Here is a 21,203-nt window from a genome sequence, read left to right as displayed (position 1 = left end):
AAAATGACTAATGGCTATCTGCTTAATTAATCACCTGCCCCAGAATCATTCTCGCTACAATCGCCCGCTTTGCCACCCGGCATGGGCTTTTACGCCCTGTTGCCTGCGAGAAGCCCCATGTTGATCGGTAGCTATTCAACCTCCCTGGTCGTGATTTCCCTGTGCGTTGCAATGCTGGCGTCCTACACCGCGTTGGACCTGGCCGGGCGTATCGCTACGACGAAGGGGCGTGCCGTTTACTTATGGATTACCGGCGGCGCAGCAGCCATGGGCGTGGGCATCTGGTCCATGCACTTTATCGGCATGTTGGCCCTGCGCCTGCCGTTTGCCCTCGGGTTTGACCTGGGCATCACTGCGCTGTCGCTGTTGATCGCTGTGTTATCCAGTGGCTTCGCCTTATGGCTGGTCAGCCAGCCACGTCTGCCGGCCTGGCAACTGGCGTTCGGTGCGCTGGTGATGGGTGCCGGTATCGCCAGCATGCACTACACCGGCATGGCAGCGATGCGCATGACCCCGGGTATCGACTACGACCCGACCTTGTTCGGCGCTTCGTTGTTGATCGCGGTAATGGCCTCCGGCGCCGCGCTGTGGATCGCCTTCAACCTGCGTCGCAATACGCCTTACGTGCGCCTGGCGCGGGGTGCGGCGGCGGTCGTGATGGGCGTGGCCATTGTCGGCATGCACTACACCGGGATGGCCGCGGCGCAGTTTGCCGATGACAGTTTCTGCGGTGCCGCGCTAACGGGCTTGAGCGGCAAGGGCCTGGATAACCTGGTCTTGGTGACCTCCCTTGCGGTGTTGGTCATAGCGTTGTTGACCTCCTTGCTGGATGCCCGCCTGGAGGCGCGCACCGCTGTACTCGCCGATTCCTTGACCCTGGCCAACCAGGAACTGACCCACCTGGCACTGCACGACATGCTCACCGGCTTGCCCAATCGCACACTGCTGGCGGATCGCATTCAACAAGGCATTCAGGCGGTGTACGAGCAGGGCGGTTGCTTTGCGCTGATGTTTATCGACCTGGACGGCTTCAAGCCGGTCAACGATGCCTTCGGTCATCACATGGGCGATCAACTGCTGCGCGAGGTTGGCCTGCGTCTGCGCGAGGACTTGCGCAGCCAGGACACCCTGGCCCGTATTGGCGGTGACGAGTTCGTGTTGCTGGTGCAATTGACCCAGCCGGACGATGCCATGGGCCTGGCCGAGCGTCAGGTCGGTCTGATCAACCGCGCTTTCACGGTGGCCGAGCATGAGCTGAAAATCTCCGCGAGTATCGGTATCGCCATGTTCCCGGGCAACGGTAATAACCCCCAGGAGCTGTTGATGAACGCCGACGCGGCGATGTATCACGCCAAGGGCATGGGCAAGAACGGCTACAGCTTCTTCGATGCGTCAATGAACACCAATGCGCGCAAGCAACTGCAATTGTTGCAGGACCTGCGCAATGCCCTTGAACTCGGCGAGTTTCGCTTGTATTACCAACCCAAGTTCGATGCGGTGAGCGGTATTGCCGTGGGGGCCGAGGCGTTGTTGCGCTGGGAGCATCCGCAACAGGGCTTGTTGCTGCCGGCAGCTTTTATCGCGCTGGCGGAGAAAACCGGGCTGATCATTGCCATCGGTGAATGGGTACTCGACGAAGCCTGCCGCCAGATGAGCCTGTGGTACGCACAGGGTTATCAGAGCTGGCGCATCGCCGTGAATCTTTCGGCGCTGCAGTTCTGTCATGCCGGGTTGGTCAACAGTGTTGCGGCTGCTCTGGAGCGCCACCAATTACCCGCCAACAGCCTCACGCTGGAGATCACCGAGACCACTGCCATGAGCGATGCCGATGCGAGCATGACGGTATTGCAGCAGCTCTCGGACATGGGCGTGGACCTGTCCATCGATGACTTTGGCACCGGTTACTCCAGCCTGATGTACCTCAAGCGCCTGCCGGCCAACGAGTTGAAGATCGACCGCGGCTTTGTACGCGACCTGGAGCACGACAGCGACGACGCCGCCATCGTCTCGGCCATTGTCGCCCTCGGCCAGGCCCTGGACTTGCGGATCGTTGCCGAAGGCGTGGAAACAGATGCGCAGCAAAATTTCCTTACCCGCCTGGGGTGTGATTCCTTGCAAGGCTATTTGTTGGGGCATCCATTGCCGGCCGACAATTTCATGGCAAACATCCTCGCCGGCGAAGATGCGCCAGCGCCTGACAAAAGCCATCAGTGACGGGTATTCTTGGATCCAACCCTAACCATCAGGTTGAATCAGGAGACCGTAGCCATGGACAAAGTCGTCATCATCACCGGAGGCAGCCGCGGGATTGGCGCCGAGACGGCCTTGCTGGCTGCTCGCGAAGGTTATCGCATCTGCATTAACTATCAGTCGGACGAGAAGGCTGCCCATGCCGTGCTTGAACAAGTGCGCGGCCTCGGCGCCCAGGCCATTGCGGTGCGCGCTGATGTCAGCATCGAAGATGAAGTGATAGCGCTGTTCAATCGCGTGGATGCCGAATTGGGGCGTGTCACGGCGCTGGTCAACAACGCCGGTACTGTGGGGCAAAAGTCGCGGGTCGACGAGATGTCCGAGTTTCGTATCCTGAAGATCATGAAGACCAACGTGCTGGGCCCGATCCTGTGCGCCAAGCACGCGGTGCTGCGTATGTCGCCTCGGCATGGCGGGCAGGGTGGCAGTATCGTCAACGTGTCCTCGGTGGCGGCGCGGCTGGGGTCGCCAGGTGAGTATGTGGACTACGCTGCGTCCAAGGGCGCTCTGGATACCTTCACCCTCGGTCTGTCCAAAGAAGTCGCAGGTGAAGGCATTCGAGTCAACGCGGTACGCCCTGGTTATATCTTTACCGATTTCCACGCCCTGAGCGGCGACCCGGACCGCGTCAGCAAGTTGGAGTCCGGTATCCCCATGGCGCGTGGCGGGCGTCCGGATGAAGTGGCTGAGGCGATTATCTGGTTGCTGTCGGACAAGGCCTCATACGCCACCGGCACCTTTTTAGACCTAGGGGGCGGACGCTGAAAAGCAGCTTACTGCCCGAGGTTTTGCAGCACGTCGTAGCCGTTTTCCGCGAATGCTACAAGTAGACGGGCTTCTGAGTTCTTTCGGGTGGAATAGCCGGCGTTGTGAAAGCCATTGATCTTGCCGTCGTGTCGTTCGCTGTTACCGACGCGGCGATCATTCACATTGTCGAGGACGTTAATCACTCTCGCCAGGTTATAGGCCGCGTGGGCCCTGGCCTTGGCATCAGGGTTGGCGAATGTCCAGTCCCCCAGTCGGCGCTTGAGCAAGTCTGTCACCGGGTAGCTATCGCGGCGCTTGAACAGGTGCTTGAGCGCAGGATTGGCGTTGATGATCTGCCGGGTGTTACGACGGTCACCGACGGGAGGTTCTTCGGGCGCAGTCGGCGCAATAAGCCAGTTATTTTCAGGGCGACCTTCGCCAAGCCGATAGGCGGTCGATGCCGCAAGAGGGTTGATGCGCATGACGATCTCGACATGAGGATAGGCATAGCTAGGTGGTTCCTGATGGCACACGGTTCCACGGGCTGTGTTTCTCGCCGTTAAAAAGACCGCACTATCCGCCCCAGCGTCTCCATGGCCTTTTCCGAGGCTTCGTTCCATGGGCTGCCATAGTTCAAGCGTATGCAGTTTCTGAAGCGCTGGGTCGCTGAAAAAATCGGCCCCGGTGCGATGCTGATGCCTTGGGCCAGGGCCATCTGGAACAATTTCAGCGAGTCGGTTTGCTCCGGCAATTCCAACCACAGAAAATAACCGCCCGCTGGCTGGCTGACCCGTGTCTGGGCCGGGAAGTAGCGGGCGATGGCCGCCAGCATGGCGCTTTGCTGTTCTTCCAGGGCATAGCGCAATTTGCGCAGATGCCGGTCATAACCGCCGTGTTGCAGGTAGTCGGCAATCGCCGCCTGGGCCGGCATCGACGGGCACAGCGAGGTCATCAGTTTCAGGCGCTCGACCTTCTGCGCAAAGCGCCCGGCCGCGACCCAGCCGACGCGGTAGCCCGGTGCCAGGCTCTTGGCAAAGGAACCGCAGTGCATCACCAGCCCTTCGGTATCAAACGCCTTGGCCGGTTTTGGCGCGTGTTGCCCGTAGTACAACTCGGCATAGACATCATCTTCGATCAACGGCACCTGATGGCTGCGCAACAGCTCTACCAGCGCCTGTTTTTTTGCTTCGGGCAGGGTGGCGCCCATGGGGTTCTGGAAGCTGGTCATGGTCCAGCAGGCCTTGATTGGGTAGCGCTCAAGACTTTGTGCCAAGGCGTTCAGGTCAATACCATCGCGCGGGTGCACCGGGATTTCCACGGCCTTGAGTTTCAGGCGTTCCAGCACTTGCAGGCAGGCGTAGAACGCCGGTGCCTCGATCGCAACCAGGTCGCCCGGTTCAGTCACGGCTTGCAGGCACAGGTTCAGCGCTTCGAGGGCACCGTTGGTAATCAGCAGCTCCTCCATGGGCAGCATCAGGCCGCCGACCATGTAGCGCAGGGCAATCTGTCGGCGCAGTTGCGGGTTGCCCGGCGACATGTCAGTGACCACCAGGCGCGGGTCCATTTCGCGGCTGGCGCTGGCCAGGGAGCGGGCCAGGCGCGGCAACGGGAACAGCATCGGGCTGGGGAAGGCCGAGCCGAAGGGCACTGTATTAGGGTCTTTGATGGAGTCGAGTACCGAAAACACCAATTCACTGACGTCCACATGGGTGGACTCATGCACCTGCTCGCTCACCACTGGCTCGGAAAACGGGCTCGGCGCATGGGTGTTGACGAAGTAGCCCGAACGCGGCCGCGCGCGAATCAGGCCACGGCGTTCCAGCAAGTAATACGCTTGGAACACGGTAGACGGGCTGACGCCGTAGGTCTGGCTGGCATAGCGCACCGACGGTACGCGCTGACCTGGGCCAAGGACGCCGGAGCGGATCAGTTCTGCGATGTCATCGGCGAATTTTTCGTAGCGTTTCATGGCAGCCTTAAACAGTTTTCAGTCTGTACGCCGGGTAAGTGTGTGTGGGAGCTTGCCCACGATTAGCATAGGTATCTACACATTTTTGGTACGGCGCTGTACCTGTGGCGAGGGAGCTTGCTCCCGTGACGACCAGTCAGCCAGCGCATATCTATCTGATGCTCCGAGATCCAAATGTGGGAGCGGGCTTGCTCGCGAAGGCGGCCAGGCAGCCGACACAGTTATACCGAGTACATATCCATTGCTGCGGTAACGGCCACTTATGGTTCCGCTCTTACAGCGGGTCACTTTCGAAAAGCCGGAATGCCGGCCCAGAATCCCTGTCGAATTCCGGCCAGCGTGGTTTGACGGGGCGCTTAAGATCAAAAACAGATCAAGATCAAGAGCGGCTCGCTTCGCATCGTAGTTACCGTCGGCTTCTACAACCTAAAAAATTGTGTAGATACCTATGTCCCGATGAGGGGGTGTCAGTAACCAAAACTGTTCTGACCCACCGCTATCGGGAGCAAGCCCCCTCCCACATTGGCGGATTGTCAGCGGTTCAACGGCGCGACGAAGCGACTGTCTGCGGCGCTGTAGATCCAGGGCTCATCCACATCTGTCACCTTGAAGCGCAGGCTCTGCGAGCTGCTCGCCGGCTTCTCGGCCAGCAGTGCCACTGACACCGGCATATCGACGATTTCTCCGGGCGCCAGGCTGATCCGTGTCTTGCCTTGCAACTGGAACCCGTCGGCATCCACCAGTTCCACCCGGTAGTCCTGGCGTTGCTGGGTCTTGTTGATGACCTTGAGGCTGTAGATGTTCTCGATCAAACCCTGGCTGTTTTCGCGAAACATGCCGCGGTCCTTGGTGACATCCAGCGACACCATCGGCCGTTCAATCAAGGCCACCACCAACGCGGCAATCATTACCAGCAGTACGGCACTGTAGCCGATCAGGCGTGGCCTGAGCAGATGAGTCTTGCCACCCTGCAGTTGGTGTTCACTGGTGTAGCTCACCAAACCCCGGGCATAGCCCATTTTGTCCATGATCGAGTCGCAGGCATCAATGCAGGCCGCACAGCCGATACATTCCATTTGCAGGCCGTCGCGGATATCGATGCCGGTAGGGCAAACCTGCACGCACAGCTGGCAATCAATGCAATCACCGAGCCCTGCATCGGCTGGCTGCACTTCGCGTTTGCGCGGGCCACGGCGTTCGCCGCGGGCGGTATCGTAGGAAATGGTCAGGGTGTCTTTATCAAACATTACGCTTTGGAATCGCGCATACGGGCACATATGCATGCACACCGCTTCGCGTAACCAGCCGGCATTGATGTAGGTAGCGCCCGTGAAAAACAGCACCCAGAACAGGCTCACCCCGCCGATTTGCCAGGTCAGCAGTTCGACGGCGAGAGGGCGGATGGGCGTGAAGTAGCCGACAAAGGTCAGCCCGGTCAGCACGCTGATGCCCAGCCACAGCGTATGTTTGGCTGAGCGTCGCGCGAGTTTGTTCAGGCTCCACGGGGCCGCCTGCAGCTTGATACGCTGGTTGCGCTCGCCCTCGGTGATCTTTTCACACCACATGAACAGCCACGTGAACGAGCTTTGCGGGCAGGTATAACCGCACCAGACGCGGCCGGCAAACACCGTGATCGCAAACAGGCCGAAGGCACAGATGATCAGCAGCGCCGAGAGCAGGATAAAGTCCTGCGGCCAGAAGGTGGCGCCGAAAATGTGGAACTTGCTGTGCGCCAGGTCCCACAGCACGGCCTGGCGCCCACCCCAGTTCAGCCATACGGTGCCGAAAAAGGCCAGGAACAGCAAAGCCGCTCCACTGACACGCAAGGTGCGGAACAGGCCGGTGAAGCTGCGGGTATGGATCAGGTTATCGCTGGATTTGGCCTTCACCTTCTTTGGGTGTATGGGCTCAAAGGTTTCCACGGTTGGGATTCGTTCGCTCATGGTCGTTCGCTCATCAGCCTCCATCAGGCCAATGCACTATGGGCGACAGGCTGTTTGCATAACAGACTCAGGTATGGCCATATAAAGCGGATCAGATGGGCTGGATGTACCCATCTGCGTCAATGTGCTGCACCCCAGCGTCAATAAGGTGCAGCGATCGATCGAAGGGGCTGACGCAGATCAATTAAATCACCGAACCCGGTTCGTCGGCCTTCACGTGCTGACGGCCATCGGTGGCGCCTTCAACCGTCAGGGCGTCCGCCTCGGCTTCGGTGATGTAGATGCGAGAACCCGCCAATTCCAGATAAGACATGGCTTTGTCGTGATCGGTAAGGATGGTCACCCGGGTGGCGGGCAGGCTTTGTTCCTGGCCGTTTTCGTCGAGCGTGAAGTAGCACAGATGATTTTCGATGCGTACGGTCATGACGATCTCCGTTTTGTGAACTGTGCAGCGTTAGGCGACTGCCATGCGCACGGGTTCCGGGCAACTGACTGGCGGTCTGTGCGGTCTATTCTTTACTCATAATAAAAGGAGCGCATCCATGGACGTCTGGTGGCAACAAGTGTGGCAAACCCTGCAAGCCGAGTTCGCCGACATCACCGATGCCCGGCAACTCACTCAAGTGACTGTGCGCCTGCTGATCGCTGCGATCCTGGGTGGCATCCTGGGTTTTGAGCGTGAACACAAGGGCAAGGCGGCGGGCGTGCGCACTCATATGCTGGTGGCGCTTGGCGCGGCGCTGTTCGTGCTGGTGCCGCAGATGTCCGGCAACCAGGCAGACGCCATGAGCCGGGTGGTTCAAGGGGTGATTGCGGGCATCGGCTTCCTTGGCGCCGGCACTATCCTCAAGGGCAAGGAAGATGAAGAGGGCCAGCATGTGAAGGGCCTGACCACGGCTGCCGGGTTGTGGATGACCGCCGCCATCGGGGTGGCGGCGGGCATGGGGCGTGAATCGACGGCGGTACTCAGTACGTTGCTGGCCCTGGCGGTGTTCAGCATCATGCCGAGAATCGTCAAGTTAGTGGAAAAGTGATACCCAGCCATCAGGTCACGATGTTGCTTTGGCGCACCTCACCAAACACCTTCAGTACAAAGGGTGGCTTGCCTGGAGCATCAGCAATGACTACCACGCTGACATTGTTATTGGGCGAATATTGAATCTGTATCTCCCCGGTCGACTCTGGGGTGCGCTCAACCCATCGCAGCGGGGTGTTCAACTGTTTCTGAATGCCGGTCAGGTTCAGTTTGTCTTGGGATTTGAAATTCCGGATCTCTTGAGGAGATTCGAGTGTGGATTCACTGGCAGAGCGGAAGCTGTAGGTTGCAGAGCTGTCGTGGCCAGTGTCGGAGGCCGATGGCGGTGGCGTGGCATCTGCTTGTGACGCGTCGAGCTTTTCCTTGGCCAGCGAATCGCAGGTATTGCTTAAGGTTTTATAGGTCGAGTCCATCCTGGAATAGTGTTGTTTGATTTTGGCTAACTCTGCGAGTGAGTTATCGAGACGGCCAAAAGAGCTCGAGGCGTCGCCGTCAAATGCCCCGAGCAGGGCCTCGATATTTTTAAAGGCGAATTTATTCATTACCTCTTCTGTTGTTTTGTGCTTGGCTGAGTTCAGGTTCCTGGCACCGGCATTGAGCACGACGCTCATCTCTTCAAATTTTTTGCGGTTCGCTTTGGCGTCGGGCCCACGTAACGCTGCGCGCCTGTTTTCTGGCTGAAAAATCCATTCGAGTTCGGACTTGATCGCACGAGATTGGGCAGAGTCCGGATTGCCCTGTAGCGCGTTGATTGTTTCCGGGGTCAATAGTGTATGAGTATCGCTCACGCGTTTCGTCGCGTCTGCGTGTTGCTCAGGAGAGGTCTGATTGGAACGCGTGTCAGGCGATTGCTGTGCACGGTCCGGTGCCTTGGGCGTAACGGACCAGTTCGGGCCAGCGTTGAGCAACGCATCCACCTGCTGCTGTGTTGGCCGGCCCTGAGCGTGGGCGCCGCTGGAGTGTCCAGGTGGCGATGGCTGCGTGCGGGAAAAGTGCTGAGGGTTGATAGTCGACATGGTGTCCTCGCGATAGGATCAGAACTTCCCATCGGAAGATGGGTTGAGTGCGAGGTAAATATATAAACCTGCAGTCACGCGAGCATTCAGGCTTGTTCCCAGTGTCTGTAGGAGAGTTCGATTTTTTGCGGCTCGCTCGAGTTGAAGAACAGCCTGGCCCCTCCCGAGCGAACCTCCATCATTGTGACTCAGACGATGACCGGCGGCGTGGTCGTGGGCGGTTCTTGCGCTGCGGGTGGCTCATCTTCAGGGGGTTCCTGCTTTGGCGCCGGCGTCGGCTCCGAAGGCGGCAAGGGCGGGGCATCGATATTCGGATCTTCGGGCTCAGGGGGTATTGGGATATTCATCAGTGTGGCCTCCTTTGTGCTTGGCTCTATGGGTGGACCATTGCCTTGGGGAATTGATTCCCCGCCCGGCGGCCACATATCCACCTGAACTTTTGCCGCGCGCCCAGGCTCGGACTTTAAACGGCTCTGCTCAGGGAGAGCGTCGCCGTACTTGAATTCGGATCAAGCAAAGAGCGTCCACGGGGCGTAAGGGGAAGATGCTCGATGACTGCTGAAACACTGGCTCCAGAGGGCTGCGCACTGCCGTTGTCGCAAGCGCTGTTGTTACCCAGGATCGCTATCGAAAGCACCATGCCGGTGATCGACAGGGGGGAATTTGCCGTCAAGGCCGTGGTCGGCCAGCGCGTCAATGTCACCAGTAAAGTGTTCGCCGATGGCCACGACAAACTGGCGGTGCTGATCCGCTGGCACGCGCTGGAGGATGAAAGCTGGCACAGCGTGGTCATGACCGATGTCGGTAACAATGGCTGGGAGGGCGCGTTCACCGTCGCCCACCTCGGCCCGCATGAATACTGCATCGAGGCATGGATCGATACCTTCGCCAGCTTCTGCTATGAACTGCGCAAGAAACACGAGGCCGGGGTGCCGGTCAGCCTTGAATTGCAGGAGGGCCGTAGCCTGGTGTTGCAGGCCGCCGAGCGCAGTGACAACGAATTGCGCGATCGCTTGATGTTGCTGCACCACGAATTGTCGGGCCTGCTGGAAACCGAGCAGGTGGCGTTGTTCCTGCACGAAGACAGTGCACACTTGATGACCCAGGCCGATCATCGCGCTTATCTGAGCATCAGCCCCGCCTACCCGATTGACGTAGAGCGTGAGGCGGCGCAGTTCGCCAGTTGGTATGAGCTGTTTCCCCGCTCGATCACCGACGATCCGGCCCGCCACGGCACATTCAATGACGTGCACTCGCGCTTGTCGATGATCCACGACATGGGCTTTGACGTGCTGTATTTCCCGCCGATCCATCCCATCGGCCGCAGCCATCGCAAGGGTAAGAACAACTCACTCACCGCCGGCCCCGATGATCCGGGCAGCCCCTATGCCATCGGCAGCGAGGAGGGCGGGCACGAGGCGATTCACCCGCAACTGGGCAGTCGTGAGGATTTCCGTCGCCTGGTCAAAGCCGCTGCCGACCACGGCCTGGAAATTGCGCTGGACTTTGCCATCCAATGCTCCCAGGACCATCCGTGGCTTGAACAGCACCCTGGCTGGTTCAACTGGCGCCCCGATGGCACGATTAAATACGCAGAGAACCCGCCGAAAAAGTACCAGGACATCGTTAACGTCGATTTTTATGCGGCGGATGCGATTCCGGGCTTATGGACAGAGCTGCGCGATATTGTGGTGGGTTGGGTGGAAGAGGGCGTGAAGACCTTTCGCGTCGATAATCCCCACACCAAGCCGCTGCCATTCTGGCAATGGCTGATCAGTGATGTCAGGTCCAGATACCCTGAGGTGATCTTCCTCGCCGAGGCCTTTACGACTCCGGCGATGATGGCGCGCCTGGGCAAGGTCGGCTACTCCCAGAGCTACACCTACTTCACCTGGCGCAATACCAAGGCCGAGTTGAGCGAGTACCTGACGCAATTGAACCAGTCGCCGTGGCGCGAATGCTACCGGCCGAACTTCTTCGTCAATACACCTGATATCAACCCAGGCTTTTTGCACCAGTCCGGGCGCGCCGGCTTCTTGATTCGTGCCGCGCTGGCGGCCATGGGCTCGGGCCTGTGGGGCATGTATTCAGGCTTTGAACTGTGCGAAGCCGCGCCAGTGCCGGGCAAGGAGGAATACCTGGATTCGGAGAAGTACGAAATCCGCCCGCGGGACTTCACCGCCCCCGGCAACATCATTGCCGAGATCGCCCAACTCAACCGTATCCGTCGGCAGAACCCGGCCCTGCACACACACCTGGGGCTCAAGCTCTACAACGCCTGGAACGACAACATCCTGTATTTCGGCAAGCGCAGCGAAGATGGCAGCAACTTCATTCTGGTGGCAGTCAACCTCGACCCCTTTAACGCTCAGGAAGCCCATTTTGAACTACCGCTGTGGGAGCTGGGCCTGCCGGATGACGCCCAGACCCAGGGTGAAGACTTGATGAACGGCCACCGTTGGACCTGGTACGGCAAGACCCAATGGACACGGCTTGAACCGCAGATGCCCTTTGGAATCTGGCGCATCACCCATTCCCCAGGCTGATGGAGTTCCCCTGTGGGAGCTGGCTTGCCTGCGATAGCGATTTGTCAGCCACCATTTCAGGTACTGACAGACCGTTATCGCAGGCAAGCCAGCTCCCACACTGGATCGCATTCCGTCTGCAGAACTTTAGTGTTTTCAGGAGTTCCCGATGGCGAAGAAACCCAAGACAGCCACCTTCATCAAAGACCCGCTCTGGTACAAGGATGCGGTGATTTACCAGGTTCACGTCAAATCCTACTTTGACTCCAACAATGATGGCATCGGTGACTTCCCCGGGCTGATTGCCAAGCTCGACTATATTGCCGACCTTGGCGTGAACACCATCTGGCTATTGCCGTTCTACCCCTCGCCACGTCGCGATGACGGCTACGATATTGCCGAATACCGTGGCGTGCACAGCGACTACGGGACCATGGCCGATGCCAAACGCTTCATCGCCGAGGCGCATAAACGCGGGCTGCGGGTAATTACCGAGCTGGTGATCAACCACACCTCCGACCAGCACCCCTGGTTCCAGCGTGCGCGCAAGGCCAAGCCGGGTTCGGCCGCGCGGGACTTCTACGTGTGGTCGGACGATGACCAGAAGTACGACGGCACGCGCATCATTTTTCTCGATACCGAAAAATCCAACTGGACCTGGGACCCGGTCGCCGGCCAGTACTTCTGGCACCGCTTCTACTCCCACCAGCCCGACCTCAACTTCGATAACCCGCAAGTCATGAAGGCCGTACTGTCGGTGATGCGCTATTGGCTGGACCTGGGCATTGACGGCCTGCGTCTGGACGCCATCCCCTACCTGATCGAACGCGACGGCACCAACAACGAAAACCTGGCTGAAACCCACGACGTCCTCAAGCAGATTCGCGCCGAAATAGATGCCCATTATCCCGACCGAATGCTGCTGGCTGAAGCTAACCAATGGCCCGAAGACACGCAGCTGTATTTCGGTGAGCGCAAAGGCGATGACGGCGATGAATGCCATATGGCCTTCCACTTCCCGCTGATGCCGCGCATGTATATGGCGCTGGCCCAGGAAGACCGCTTTCCCATCACCGATATTCTGCGCCAGACCCCGGAGATTCCCGCCAATTGCCAATGGGCGATCTTCCTGCGCAACCATGATGAGCTGACCCTGGAGATGGTCACCGACAAAGAACGAGACTACCTGTGGAACTACTACGCCGCAGACCGCCGCGCCCGAATCAACCTGGGTATTCGTCGACGCCTGGCGCCGCTGATGGAGCGTGATCGTCGCCGTGTCGAGTTGCTCAACAGCCTGTTGTTGTCGATGCCGGGCACACCGACTTTGTATTACGGCGATGAGATCGGCATGGGTGACAACATCTACTTGGGCGACCGCGACGGTGTGCGTACGCCGATGCAGTGGTCTATCGACCGCAATGGCGGCTTCTCCCGTGCCAACCCGGCCAGCCTTGTATTGCCGCCGATCATGGACCCGCAATACGGTTATCAATCGGTCAACGTCGAGACCCAGGCCCAGGACCCGCATTCGTTGCTGAACTGGACCCGGCGCATGCTCGCGGTGCGCAAGCAGTCCAAGGCCTTTGGCCGTGGCAGCCTGAAAATGCTCTCGCCGACCAATCGGCGCATCCTGGCTTACACCCGTGAATACACGGGGGAAGACGGCCACACCGAAATCATCCTGTGCGTGGCCAATGTGTCGCGCAGCGCCCAGGCGGCGGAGCTGGACTTGTCTGCCTTCGCCGGCATGGTGCCGGTGGAGATGCTCGGCGGTAATGCCTTTCCACCGATTGGCCAGCTGAATTTCCTGCTGACCCTGGCGCCCTATGGCTTTTACTGGTTTGTGCTGGCGACGGAAAACCAGATGCCAAGCTGGCATGTGGAACCGGCGCAGAGCATGCCCGACTTCACCACTCTGGTACTGAAAAAACGCATGGAAGAATTACTCGAAGAGCCTTGCCGCACCAGCCTGGAACAAACCTCATTGCCAGCCTGGTTGCCCAAACGTCGCTGGTTTGCCGGCAAAGACACGGCGATCGACAGCGTGCGCATCGCTTACGGCGTACGTTTTGGCGACCCACAGCACCCGGTATTGCTCAGTGAAGTCGAGGTCAGCAGCGGCGGTCAGGTCAGCCGTTATCAACTGCCGTTGGGCTTTCTCGGCGAAGATCAGGTGAGCAGCGCCTTGCCCCAGCAATTGGCCCTGGCCCGGGTGCGACGTACCCGCCAGGTAGGGTTGGTGACCGATGCCTTCAGCCTTGAGCCTTTCATCCGTGAAGTCATCCAGGCCATGCAGGCAGGGACCGTGCTCAACTCCAGTGAGGGCGATCTGCGGTTTGAGGCGACCGGACACCTGGCCGGGCTGCAACTGACTCACGAATCGCCGGTGCGTTACTTGTCTGCCGAGCAGTCCAACAGTTCGGTGGTGGTGGGCGAAAGCCTGGTGCTCAAGCTGATTCGCAAAGTCAGCGCCGGGGTACACCCGGAGCTGGAAATGAGCGCCTACCTGACCGCCGCCGGCTACCCGAATATCTCGCCTTTGCTGGGCTTTATGAGCCGCCGCGACGCGCAGGGGCAGGACAACCTGCTGATGATTGCCCAGGGCTACCTGAGCAACCAGGGCGATGCCTGGAGCTGGACCCAGAACAACCTGGAACGGGCGATCCGCGACGAGTTGGCCGAGGCCATTTCTGAACAGGAGCAGCACTACAACGCCCTTGGCGAACTGGCGGATTTCGCCGCGGCGCTCGGCCAGCGCCTGGGGGAAATGCATGGGGTGCTGGGTGCGCCAACGGATGACAAGGACTTCCAACCGCAAGTCACCACCGCCAAGGATACTCAGGCCTGGGCCAAGGATGTCGGCGCGCAGATCGAGCGTGCGCTGCAATTGCTCAAGCTTCATCAAAGCCAGTTGAACCCCGCTGACCAGGCGTTGGTCAGTGAGTTACTGGTACACAAAAAAGCCATCGCCGGGCATGTCCAGGCGTTGGCGAAGGCCACGGTCGGCGGGCTGCGGATTCGTGTCCACGGTGACTTGCACCTGGGCCAGGTGCTGGTGGTCAAGGGCGACGCGTACCTGATCGACTTTGAAGGGGAACCTGCGCGGCCGTTGCATGAGCGGCGCGGCAAGCACAGCCCCTATAAAGATGTGAGCGGAGTGCTGCGCTCCTTTGACTACGCGGCGGCCATGGCCCTGAATGTGCAAGCAGTGGATCAGACACCGCAAGCCAACACTGCGCGCAAGCGCGTCACCGATCGCTATCTGAGTGAAGCCCGCGAGGCATTTACTCAGGCTTATCAGACGGCGACGTCTACACTGGCGCATGATTGGCAGGATGCCAACGGCCAGGACGCAGCGCTGACGTTGTTCAGCCTGGAAAAGGCCGCGTACGAAGTGGCCTACGAAGCGGAAAATCGCCCGACCTGGTTGCCGGTGCCCTTGCAAGGGCTGCATGGCTTGCTGAGCGGGCTTACACCTAAATCGAAACCTGTACGCGGTGGGGAGACGTCATGAGTTTTACACATAAAGAACCGCTGCAGCCCAAGTTGACTGCATTGCCGGCGTCCAAGGACGTCGAAGCGCTGGTACGCGCCGAACACCCGGATCCGTTCTCGATCCTGGGCCCGCATGACGACGAGCAGGGCGGGCAGTTTATTCGCGCCTTTCTGCCAGAGGCGCTCAGCGTTCAGGTACTCAGCCGGGATGGCGGTGAAGTGCTGGGCAGCCTCGAGGCAACCCAGGTGCCAGGCTTGTTTGTCGGGCAGTTCAGCACGCGCCAGCCGTACCTGTTGAAAATCCAGTGGGCGGGCGGTGAACAGATTACCGAAGACCCCTACAGCTTCAGTCAATTGCTGTTGGGGGAAATGGACCTTTACCTGTTTGCCGAAGGCAATCACCGCGACCTGGGCAGTTGCCTGGGGGCCCAGGTGACCAGTGTCGATGGCGTGCAAGGTGTGCGCTTTGCGGTGTGGGCACCGAATGCGCGGCGGGTTTCGGTAGTGGGCGATTTCAATATCTGGGACGGTCGCCGCCATCCGATGCGCCTGCGTCATCCCTCCGGCGTGTGGGAGATTTTTATCCCGCGTTTGCAGCCGGGCGCTGCCTACAAATACGAAATCCTCGGGGCCCATGGGATCCTGCCGCTCAAGGCCGACCCGGTGGCGCTGGCCACCCAACTGCCGCCCGACACGGCCTCCAAGGTCGCCGCACCGTTGCAGGTGGACTGGCAAGACCATGAGTGGATGCAAGCCCGGGGTGACAAGCAGAAATCCACGGCGCCGTTGTCGATCTACGAGCTGCACGTGGGCTCCTGGCAGTGCGAGCTGGACGAGACCGGCGAGGTCGCCCGTCAATACGGCTGGCGTGAACTGGCGGAGCGCTTGATCCCCTACGTGCAGCAACTGGGCTTCACCCATATCGAGCTGATGCCGATCATGGAGCACCCCTTTGGTGGCTCGTGGGGCTATCAGGCTTTGTCGCAATTCGCCCCGAGTGCACGCTTTGGATCGCCCGAGGATTTCGCCTGGTTCGTCAATGCCTGTCACCAGGCGGATATCGGCGTGATTCTCGATTGGGTGCCGGCGCATTTCCCCACCGATACCCACGGCCTGGCGCAGTTCGACGGCACAGCGTTGTACGAGTATGCCAACCCGCTGGAGGGCTTTCACCAGGACTGGGACACGCTGATCTACAACCTGGGCCGTACGGAAGTGCACGGCTTCATGCTGGCCTCGGCCCTGCACTGGCTCAAGCATTTTCATGTGGATGGGCTACGGGTGGATGCGGTGGCTTCGATGTTGTACCGCGATTATTCGCGCAAGGCCGGCGAGTGGGTGCCCAACCGCCATGGCGGGCGCGAGAACCTGGAAGCCATCGATTTTCTGCGGCATTTGAACGACGTGGTCGCCCTTGAAGCGCCCGGCGCGCTGGTGATCGCCGAGGAATCGACGGCATGGCCGGGGGTCAGCCAGCCTACCCAGCAAGGTGGCCTGGGGTTCAATTACAAGTGGAACATGGGCTGGATGCATGACTCGCTGCACTACATCCAGCAAGACCCGGTCTACCGTGCCCATCATCACAACGAGCTGAGCTTCGGCCTGGTATATGCCTGGTCCGAGCGGTTTATCTTGCCGATCTCACACGACGAAGTGGTGCACGGCAAGCACTCGCTGATCGACAAGATGCCGGGAGATCGCTGGCAGAAGTTTGCCAATCTGCGCGCCTATCTGAGTTTCATGTGGATGCACCCGGGCAAGAAGCTGTTGTTTATGGGCTGCGAATTTGGCCAGTGGCGCGAATGGAACCACGACCAGCAACTGGACTGGTATCTGCTGCAATACCCTGAGCACCGTGGTGTGCAGAAGCTGGTGGGCGATTTGAACCGCCTGTACCGCGAGGAGCCGGCGCTGCATGAACAGGATGATGCTCCCCAAGGCTTCCAGTGGCTGATTGGCGATGATGCGATCAACAGTGTTTACGCCTGGCTGCGCTGGAGCAAGGACGGCCGGCCGATGCTTGTGGTTGCTAACTTCACTCCGGTGCCGCGTGAAGGCTATGCGGTTGGTGTGCCGTTCGGCGGGCGTTGGAGTGAGGTAATCAACAGTGATGCGGACACTTACGCCGGTTCCAACTTTGGCAATGGGGGAGAGGTGTTCACCCAGGATGAGCCGCGTCATGGGCAACCGGTGTCACTGTCGTTGAACCTGCCGCCGCTGGGTGTGTTGATTCTGCGTCCGCAGGAGCTGTAAGGGCACTGGATTGGCGGATGCAGTTGTTCCCGATACTGGCAGGGTGCCACAATGGCGCCTTTGCCGTCGCAATCGACACAGGCGCATTGCATGAACAGCCTTGGGCATGGGCAAGATCAGGATCCCATCATCGAGCAGCAAGTGCGAACCGACCGGTTGCACCAACTGTTTCGCCAGTCGTTCTCGGCCGTCTTCGGTAGTTATCTGGGGGCCGCCATGCTCTGCTGGCTGTGCTGGGATCGCTTCGATCATCGAATCATTCTGGTATGGCTGGTGCTGCTGGGTTGCTCGTCACTGCTGCGCCTGCACATGTTCGTGCAGTGGTTTCGCTGCCCTGACAGCGAGCGCACCCCAAAGCGTTGGGAGCGGCGTTACTGGATCACGCTGATGTTGTCGGCTGGCATCTGGGGAGGTGGAGCGCTGGCGGTGATGCCGGTCGATGACCGAGTGTCCCAGGTACTGGTGATGCTCTTTACCGTAGGAATGTCAGTCAGTGCGGTGTCCTGCTACTCGGCCTTTCGCTACATGACCTTGAGTTCGATGGCGTTGGTGCTGTTGCCCTGTACGCTGTGGCTGTTGTTCCAGCCGGCGCCGATGCAAGTGGGTGTGGCCCTGGCGGTGCTGGTGTTTTCATCTTTTGTGGTGACGGCCACCTGCAAACTGTCCGATGCGCTGGAAAAAGCCTTCCGCCTGACTCGGCAAATGGAGCGTACACACCGTCTTTCAACCCGCGCGGCCCAAACCGATGAGCGCGACGGGTTTGAAGACCTGCACCGCTAAGGCTCAAGGTCTTGATCAGGTGGCCGTAGCGGTCTGATCCTTGGACATCGCCCTCACCAACGCCCTGGCGACCTGTTCGGCGGAGTAGGGTTTGGCGAGGAACTCAAACCCCTCATAACCGCTGTCCGCCAGCTCTTCGCTGTAGCCTGAGACAAGTACCACCGGCAGGTCCAGACGCCGCTCACGCAGCAGTCTGGCCATCGCAACGCCGGTCATCCCCGGCATGACCACATCCGAAAAAATCGCGTCGAAGGCTCGGGCGTTGTTGCCAGCGAGGGCCAGTGCCTGCTCGGCATTGGTCGCCCAAGTGGTCTTGTAGCCCAGGTCCTTGAGGATCTGGCTGGCGAAACGTCCCACTTCCAGGTTGTCTTCTACGATCAGAACATGCCGTTGGGCAGCCTCCTGCGGCGGTACAAGTTGCTCCTGTTCGTCCTGCTGCGGGGCGGGTTCGCCTTCCACTTGGGGCAAATACAAGGTGAACACAGTGCCCTGGCCGAGGGTACTTGCCACATCGATGTTGCCGCCCGACTGTTTGGCAAAGCCGAAGACTTGCGACAGGCCCAGCCCGGTGCCTTTGCCAACGGCCTTGGTGGTGAAGAACGGCTCGAAGATACGGTCGATGGTGTCGCTGGCAATACCGGTGCCGGTGTCGGTCAGAGAGATGCTGATGTACGGCAGGCGCGACTCGGCGTCACCGCGGATGCGCGGCAGCGCTTGCTGTGTGGCGACCTTGAGGGTCAGGGTGCCCTGGCCGTCCATTGCGTCGCGAGCATTGAGTGCGATGTTGAGCAGCGCGGTTTCGAGTTGGCTGGGGTCAATGCGTGCGTAGCACGGCTGATCGGGCAACTGCACCTGTACATGAATGCGGGCGCCGGTGACACTTTCAAGCATCTCGCCGATGTTGCGTACCCGCTGGCTGACATCCAATACCTGCGGGTTCAACGGCTGGCGACGGGCGAAGGCAAGCAATTGGCTGGTGAGTTTACTGGCCCGCTCCACGGTGTCGGAGACGACGCTCATGTAGCGCTGGCGACGCTCTTGCGACAAGTTCGGTTGGCGCAGGAAGTCCACTGACGAGCGAATGATGGTCAGCAGGTTGTTGAAGTCATGGGCGACGCCGCCGGTCAGTTGGCCGATGGCTTCAAGCTTCTGTGACTGGCGCAGCGCGGCCTCGGCCTGGGCCAGCGCGAGGGTGCGTTCTTCCACGCGCTGCTCCAGTGTGGCGTTGAGTTCGGTGTAGGCCGCCAAACCCTCGCGTACGGCGGCATCGGCGCGCACGCGCTCGATGTGCGCCCAGGACCGTTCGGTCACTTCACCCAACAACGCCAGATCATAGGGCGACCAGTAGCGGGGCTGTTTGTCATGCACGGCCATCAGCGCCGTGAGACGTCCATCCTTGATCAGCGGCACGCAGATGGTAGCCGTGACGCCCAGCGCCTGGAAGGTTGCCGACTCATCGGCGGGCAGTTCGATCAGGTTATCGCGGATCACCAGGGGCTGACCGGCACGCAGAGCCCTCACCGCGCGTTCGCCGAACGCCGCCAGGCTGTAGTGGCCGATGATGCTGGGTGAGCCCTGCGCCGCCCAGTCGCCACGGATAGTGAAGCCATCTTCATCCTCATCCATATCGGCATAGGCGCAAATCGACACTTGCAGGTGTTGCGCCAGCAGTTGGGTGGTCGATGTCATGATGGCTTCGGCGTCGGTGGCGCTGGCCACGGCGTTGCCGATGGCATCCAGCACCGCCAGGCGACGGGCGAGGAATACGGTGGAGGTGGTCTCGGTCACCGTATCGAGCATACCCACCACGTTGCCTCGGGAGTCGCGGATAGGGCTGTAGCAAAAAGTGAAATACGCCTGTTCCGGCGCGCCATTGCGCTTGAGCATCAGCGGGAAGTTTTCAATATAGGTGGCATGACCGTCGAACGCCGCGCTGGCGATGGGGCTTATCTCGCTCCAGGCCTCGTGCCACACCTCGCTGAAAGGGCGGCCCAGTGCCTCCGGCTTGTTGCCCAGAATCGGCCGGAATGCATCGTTGTAGAGCGTAATCAACTCAGGCCCCCAAACAATGGCCTGGGGAAACCTGGAAGCGAAGCACAGCGCGACGGTGGTCTTCAATACATCGGACCACTGCTCCAGCGGGCCGAGGGGCGTACTGGCCCAATCATGCTGGCGGACCCGCTCGGCCATGTCGCTGTTGCCTTGCAGCCAATTCATCATGGGGTCAACACCTTATCTACCGCGGTTCGACTATTGCCTGAAACGTCAGGTTGCCAAGCAACAGACCTGAATGACTGCTCCCAGTTCAGCGCGAATATCCAGGTTATTGAGCGGCGAATACACCTGTCCAATAGATACCCGCATCGCTTTTTGGGTCCATCGCGTAGGCCGCGCCCAATTCGCGAAATTGCGGGTTCATCAGGTTGGCGCAATGGCCGGGGCTGGCGAGCCAACCGTCCACGACCTTGCGAGGGGTATCGAGGCCGGCAGCGATGTTTTCGCCGATGTTCTTTGCGATATACCCGGCCAGTTCGGCGCGGTCACCGGGAGTACGACCGTCGTGGTCCAGGTGGTCGAAGAAGTTGCCGTTGGCCATGTTGCGCGTGTGGCTGTTGGCCGCGCTGGCCAGGGTGTCGTTCCACGACAGCGGCGTGGTCGCGCTGAACGCCTGGGTGCCGCATTGATGTGGTTCGGCGCGCGCAGCGTTGACCAGGTTCAGCAGTTGCTTGCCTTCGGTCTGCCAGTCGCCCAGGCCACTGGTCAGCAGCGGGCGGGCCAGCACGATGCGCCAATCCTGGCCGCTGTTGCTGACGCCGATGTCGACATATTGCGGGTCCAGTACGACCCGACAGAAGCTTTCGCGCACTGCTTTCATGGCGGCGTCGGCATCCTTGGGCCCGGACAGGCTGATGGCCTGCACGTTGACCATAGGGTACGCAGCCCGCGCCAGCGACTGCTGCAAATCGCCGACATTGGAGGCCGGCAGCACCAGCCGTGTGTCGCTGGTCAGCGGTGGCAGTTCCTGGGAACCCTGGTCACCGCAGCGTTGCACCTGGCTGCGGTATTGGTTGATCTGTTGGACTAACTGACTTTCTTCATTCGCCATCGCGCTGGCGCAGAACACCGTAGTGGCGGCCAGCGTCGTAAGACCCATCATCAATGACAGAACGCGCATGGACGTTACCC

14 protein-coding genes and 1 pseudogene are annotated in these 21,203 nt (G+C 60.0%); 7 read left to right on the top strand and 8 right to left on the bottom strand.

The window, feature by feature from the left end:
• Positions 1 to 117 precede the first annotated feature (117 nt).
• Both TK42_RS12010 and TK42_RS12005 read left to right on the top strand, forming a co-directional pair.
• Positions 118 to 2,214: a bifunctional diguanylate cyclase/phosphodiesterase gene (locus TK42_RS12010; protein WP_032875746.1), complete on the top strand. Its 2,097-nt coding sequence runs from the start codon at positions 118 to 120 to the stop codon at positions 2,212 to 2,214.
• Between the two features lie 54 nt (positions 2,215 to 2,268).
• Positions 2,269 to 3,015: an SDR family oxidoreductase gene (locus TK42_RS12005; protein WP_032875743.1), complete on the top strand. Its 747-nt coding sequence runs from the start codon at positions 2,269 to 2,271 to the stop codon at positions 3,013 to 3,015.
• A gap of 8 nt (positions 3,016 to 3,023) precedes the next feature.
• On the opposite strand, the gene TK42_RS12000 is transcribed toward TK42_RS12005, so the two are convergent.
• The 4 genes from TK42_RS12000 to TK42_RS11985 all read right to left on the bottom strand — a co-directional run bounded on the left by TK42_RS12000 (position 3,024) and on the right by TK42_RS11985 (position 7,333).
• Positions 3,024 to 3,479, bottom strand: a complete 456-nt coding sequence (locus TK42_RS12000; RefSeq protein WP_103734283.1) for a hypothetical protein — start codon at positions 3,477 to 3,479, stop codon at positions 3,024 to 3,026.
• A 77-nt stretch (positions 3,480 to 3,556) separates the two neighbouring features.
• Positions 3,557 to 4,966: a GntR family transcriptional regulator MpaR gene (gene mapR / locus TK42_RS11995; protein WP_005788562.1), complete on the bottom strand. Its 1,410-nt coding sequence runs from the start codon at positions 4,964 to 4,966 to the stop codon at positions 3,557 to 3,559.
• 533 nt (positions 4,967 to 5,499) lie between these two features.
• Positions 5,500 to 6,909, bottom strand: coding sequence for a cytochrome c oxidase accessory protein CcoG (gene ccoG / locus TK42_RS11990; protein WP_032875737.1), 1,410 nt, complete (start codon positions 6,907 to 6,909; stop codon positions 5,500 to 5,502).
• A gap of 184 nt (positions 6,910 to 7,093) precedes the next feature.
• The gene (locus TK42_RS11985) at positions 7,094 to 7,333 is read right to left on the bottom strand and encodes a DUF3203 family protein (protein WP_005788559.1); all 240 of its coding nucleotides are present in this window, start codon (positions 7,331 to 7,333) and stop codon (positions 7,094 to 7,096) included.
• Between the two features lie 118 nt (positions 7,334 to 7,451).
• Between TK42_RS11985 and TK42_RS11980 the strand changes: the two genes are divergently transcribed.
• Positions 7,452 to 7,943, top strand: coding sequence for an MgtC/SapB family protein (locus TK42_RS11980; RefSeq protein ID WP_103734282.1), 492 nt, complete (start codon positions 7,452 to 7,454; stop codon positions 7,941 to 7,943).
• 10 nt (positions 7,944 to 7,953) lie between these two features.
• On the opposite strand, the gene TK42_RS11975 is transcribed toward TK42_RS11980, so the two are convergent.
• The gene (locus tag TK42_RS11975; RefSeq protein ID WP_146097872.1) at positions 7,954 to 8,961 is read right to left on the bottom strand and encodes a M10 family metallopeptidase C-terminal domain-containing protein; all 1,008 of its coding nucleotides are present in this window, start codon (positions 8,959 to 8,961) and stop codon (positions 7,954 to 7,956) included.
• Positions 8,962 to 9,149: 188 nt separating this feature from the next.
• Positions 9,150 to 9,308: a hypothetical protein gene (locus TK42_RS26965; RefSeq protein WP_164699486.1), complete on the bottom strand. Its 159-nt coding sequence runs from the start codon at positions 9,306 to 9,308 to the stop codon at positions 9,150 to 9,152.
• A gap of 204 nt (positions 9,309 to 9,512) precedes the next feature.
• Here TK42_RS26965 and TK42_RS11970 point away from each other — a divergent pair, with 204 nt between their 5' ends.
• The 4 genes and pseudogenes from TK42_RS11970 to TK42_RS11955 form a co-directional block, all read left to right on the top strand.
• On the top strand, positions 9,513 to 11,507 hold the full coding sequence (locus TK42_RS11970; RefSeq protein ID WP_103734280.1) for an alpha-1,4-glucan--maltose-1-phosphate maltosyltransferase: 1,995 nt from the start codon (positions 9,513 to 9,515) through the stop codon (positions 11,505 to 11,507).
• A gap of 148 nt (positions 11,508 to 11,655) precedes the next feature.
• A complete protein-coding gene (gene treS / locus TK42_RS11965; RefSeq protein WP_103734279.1) occupies positions 11,656 to 15,003 on the top strand; it encodes a maltose alpha-D-glucosyltransferase in 3,348 nt (1,115 codons plus the stop codon).
• Positions 15,000 to 17,237: a 1,4-alpha-glucan branching protein GlgB gene (gene glgB / locus TK42_RS11960; RefSeq protein ID WP_103734278.1), complete on the top strand. Its 2,238-nt coding sequence runs from the start codon at positions 15,000 to 15,002 to the stop codon at positions 17,235 to 17,237. The genes treS and glgB overlap by 4 nt, the downstream gene beginning before the upstream one ends.
• Positions 17,238 to 17,288: 51 nt before the next feature.
• Positions 17,289 to 17,996, top strand: a pseudogene (locus TK42_RS11955) (GGDEF domain-containing protein); the annotation flags it as partial.
• 36 nt (positions 17,997 to 18,032) lie between these two features.
• On the opposite strand, the gene TK42_RS11950 reads toward TK42_RS11955, so the two are convergent.
• Positions 18,033 to 20,237, bottom strand: a complete 2,205-nt coding sequence (locus TK42_RS11950) for a GAF domain-containing protein (RefSeq protein WP_103734277.1) — start codon at positions 20,235 to 20,237, stop codon at positions 18,033 to 18,035.
• Between the two features lie 103 nt (positions 20,238 to 20,340).
• On the bottom strand, positions 20,341 to 21,192 hold the full coding sequence (locus TK42_RS11945) for a CAP domain-containing protein (protein WP_005788547.1): 852 nt from the start codon (positions 21,190 to 21,192) through the stop codon (positions 20,341 to 20,343).
• Between the last annotated feature and the right edge of the window lie 11 nt (positions 21,193 to 21,203).

Origin of the sequence: Pseudomonas sp. GZJR-8 (assembly GCF_002916705.1) — a bacterium.
GTDB lineage: Bacteria > Pseudomonadota > Gammaproteobacteria > Pseudomonadales > Pseudomonadaceae > Aquipseudomonas > Aquipseudomonas synxantha_A.
This window is presented reverse-complemented; position numbering and strand designations above follow the sequence as displayed.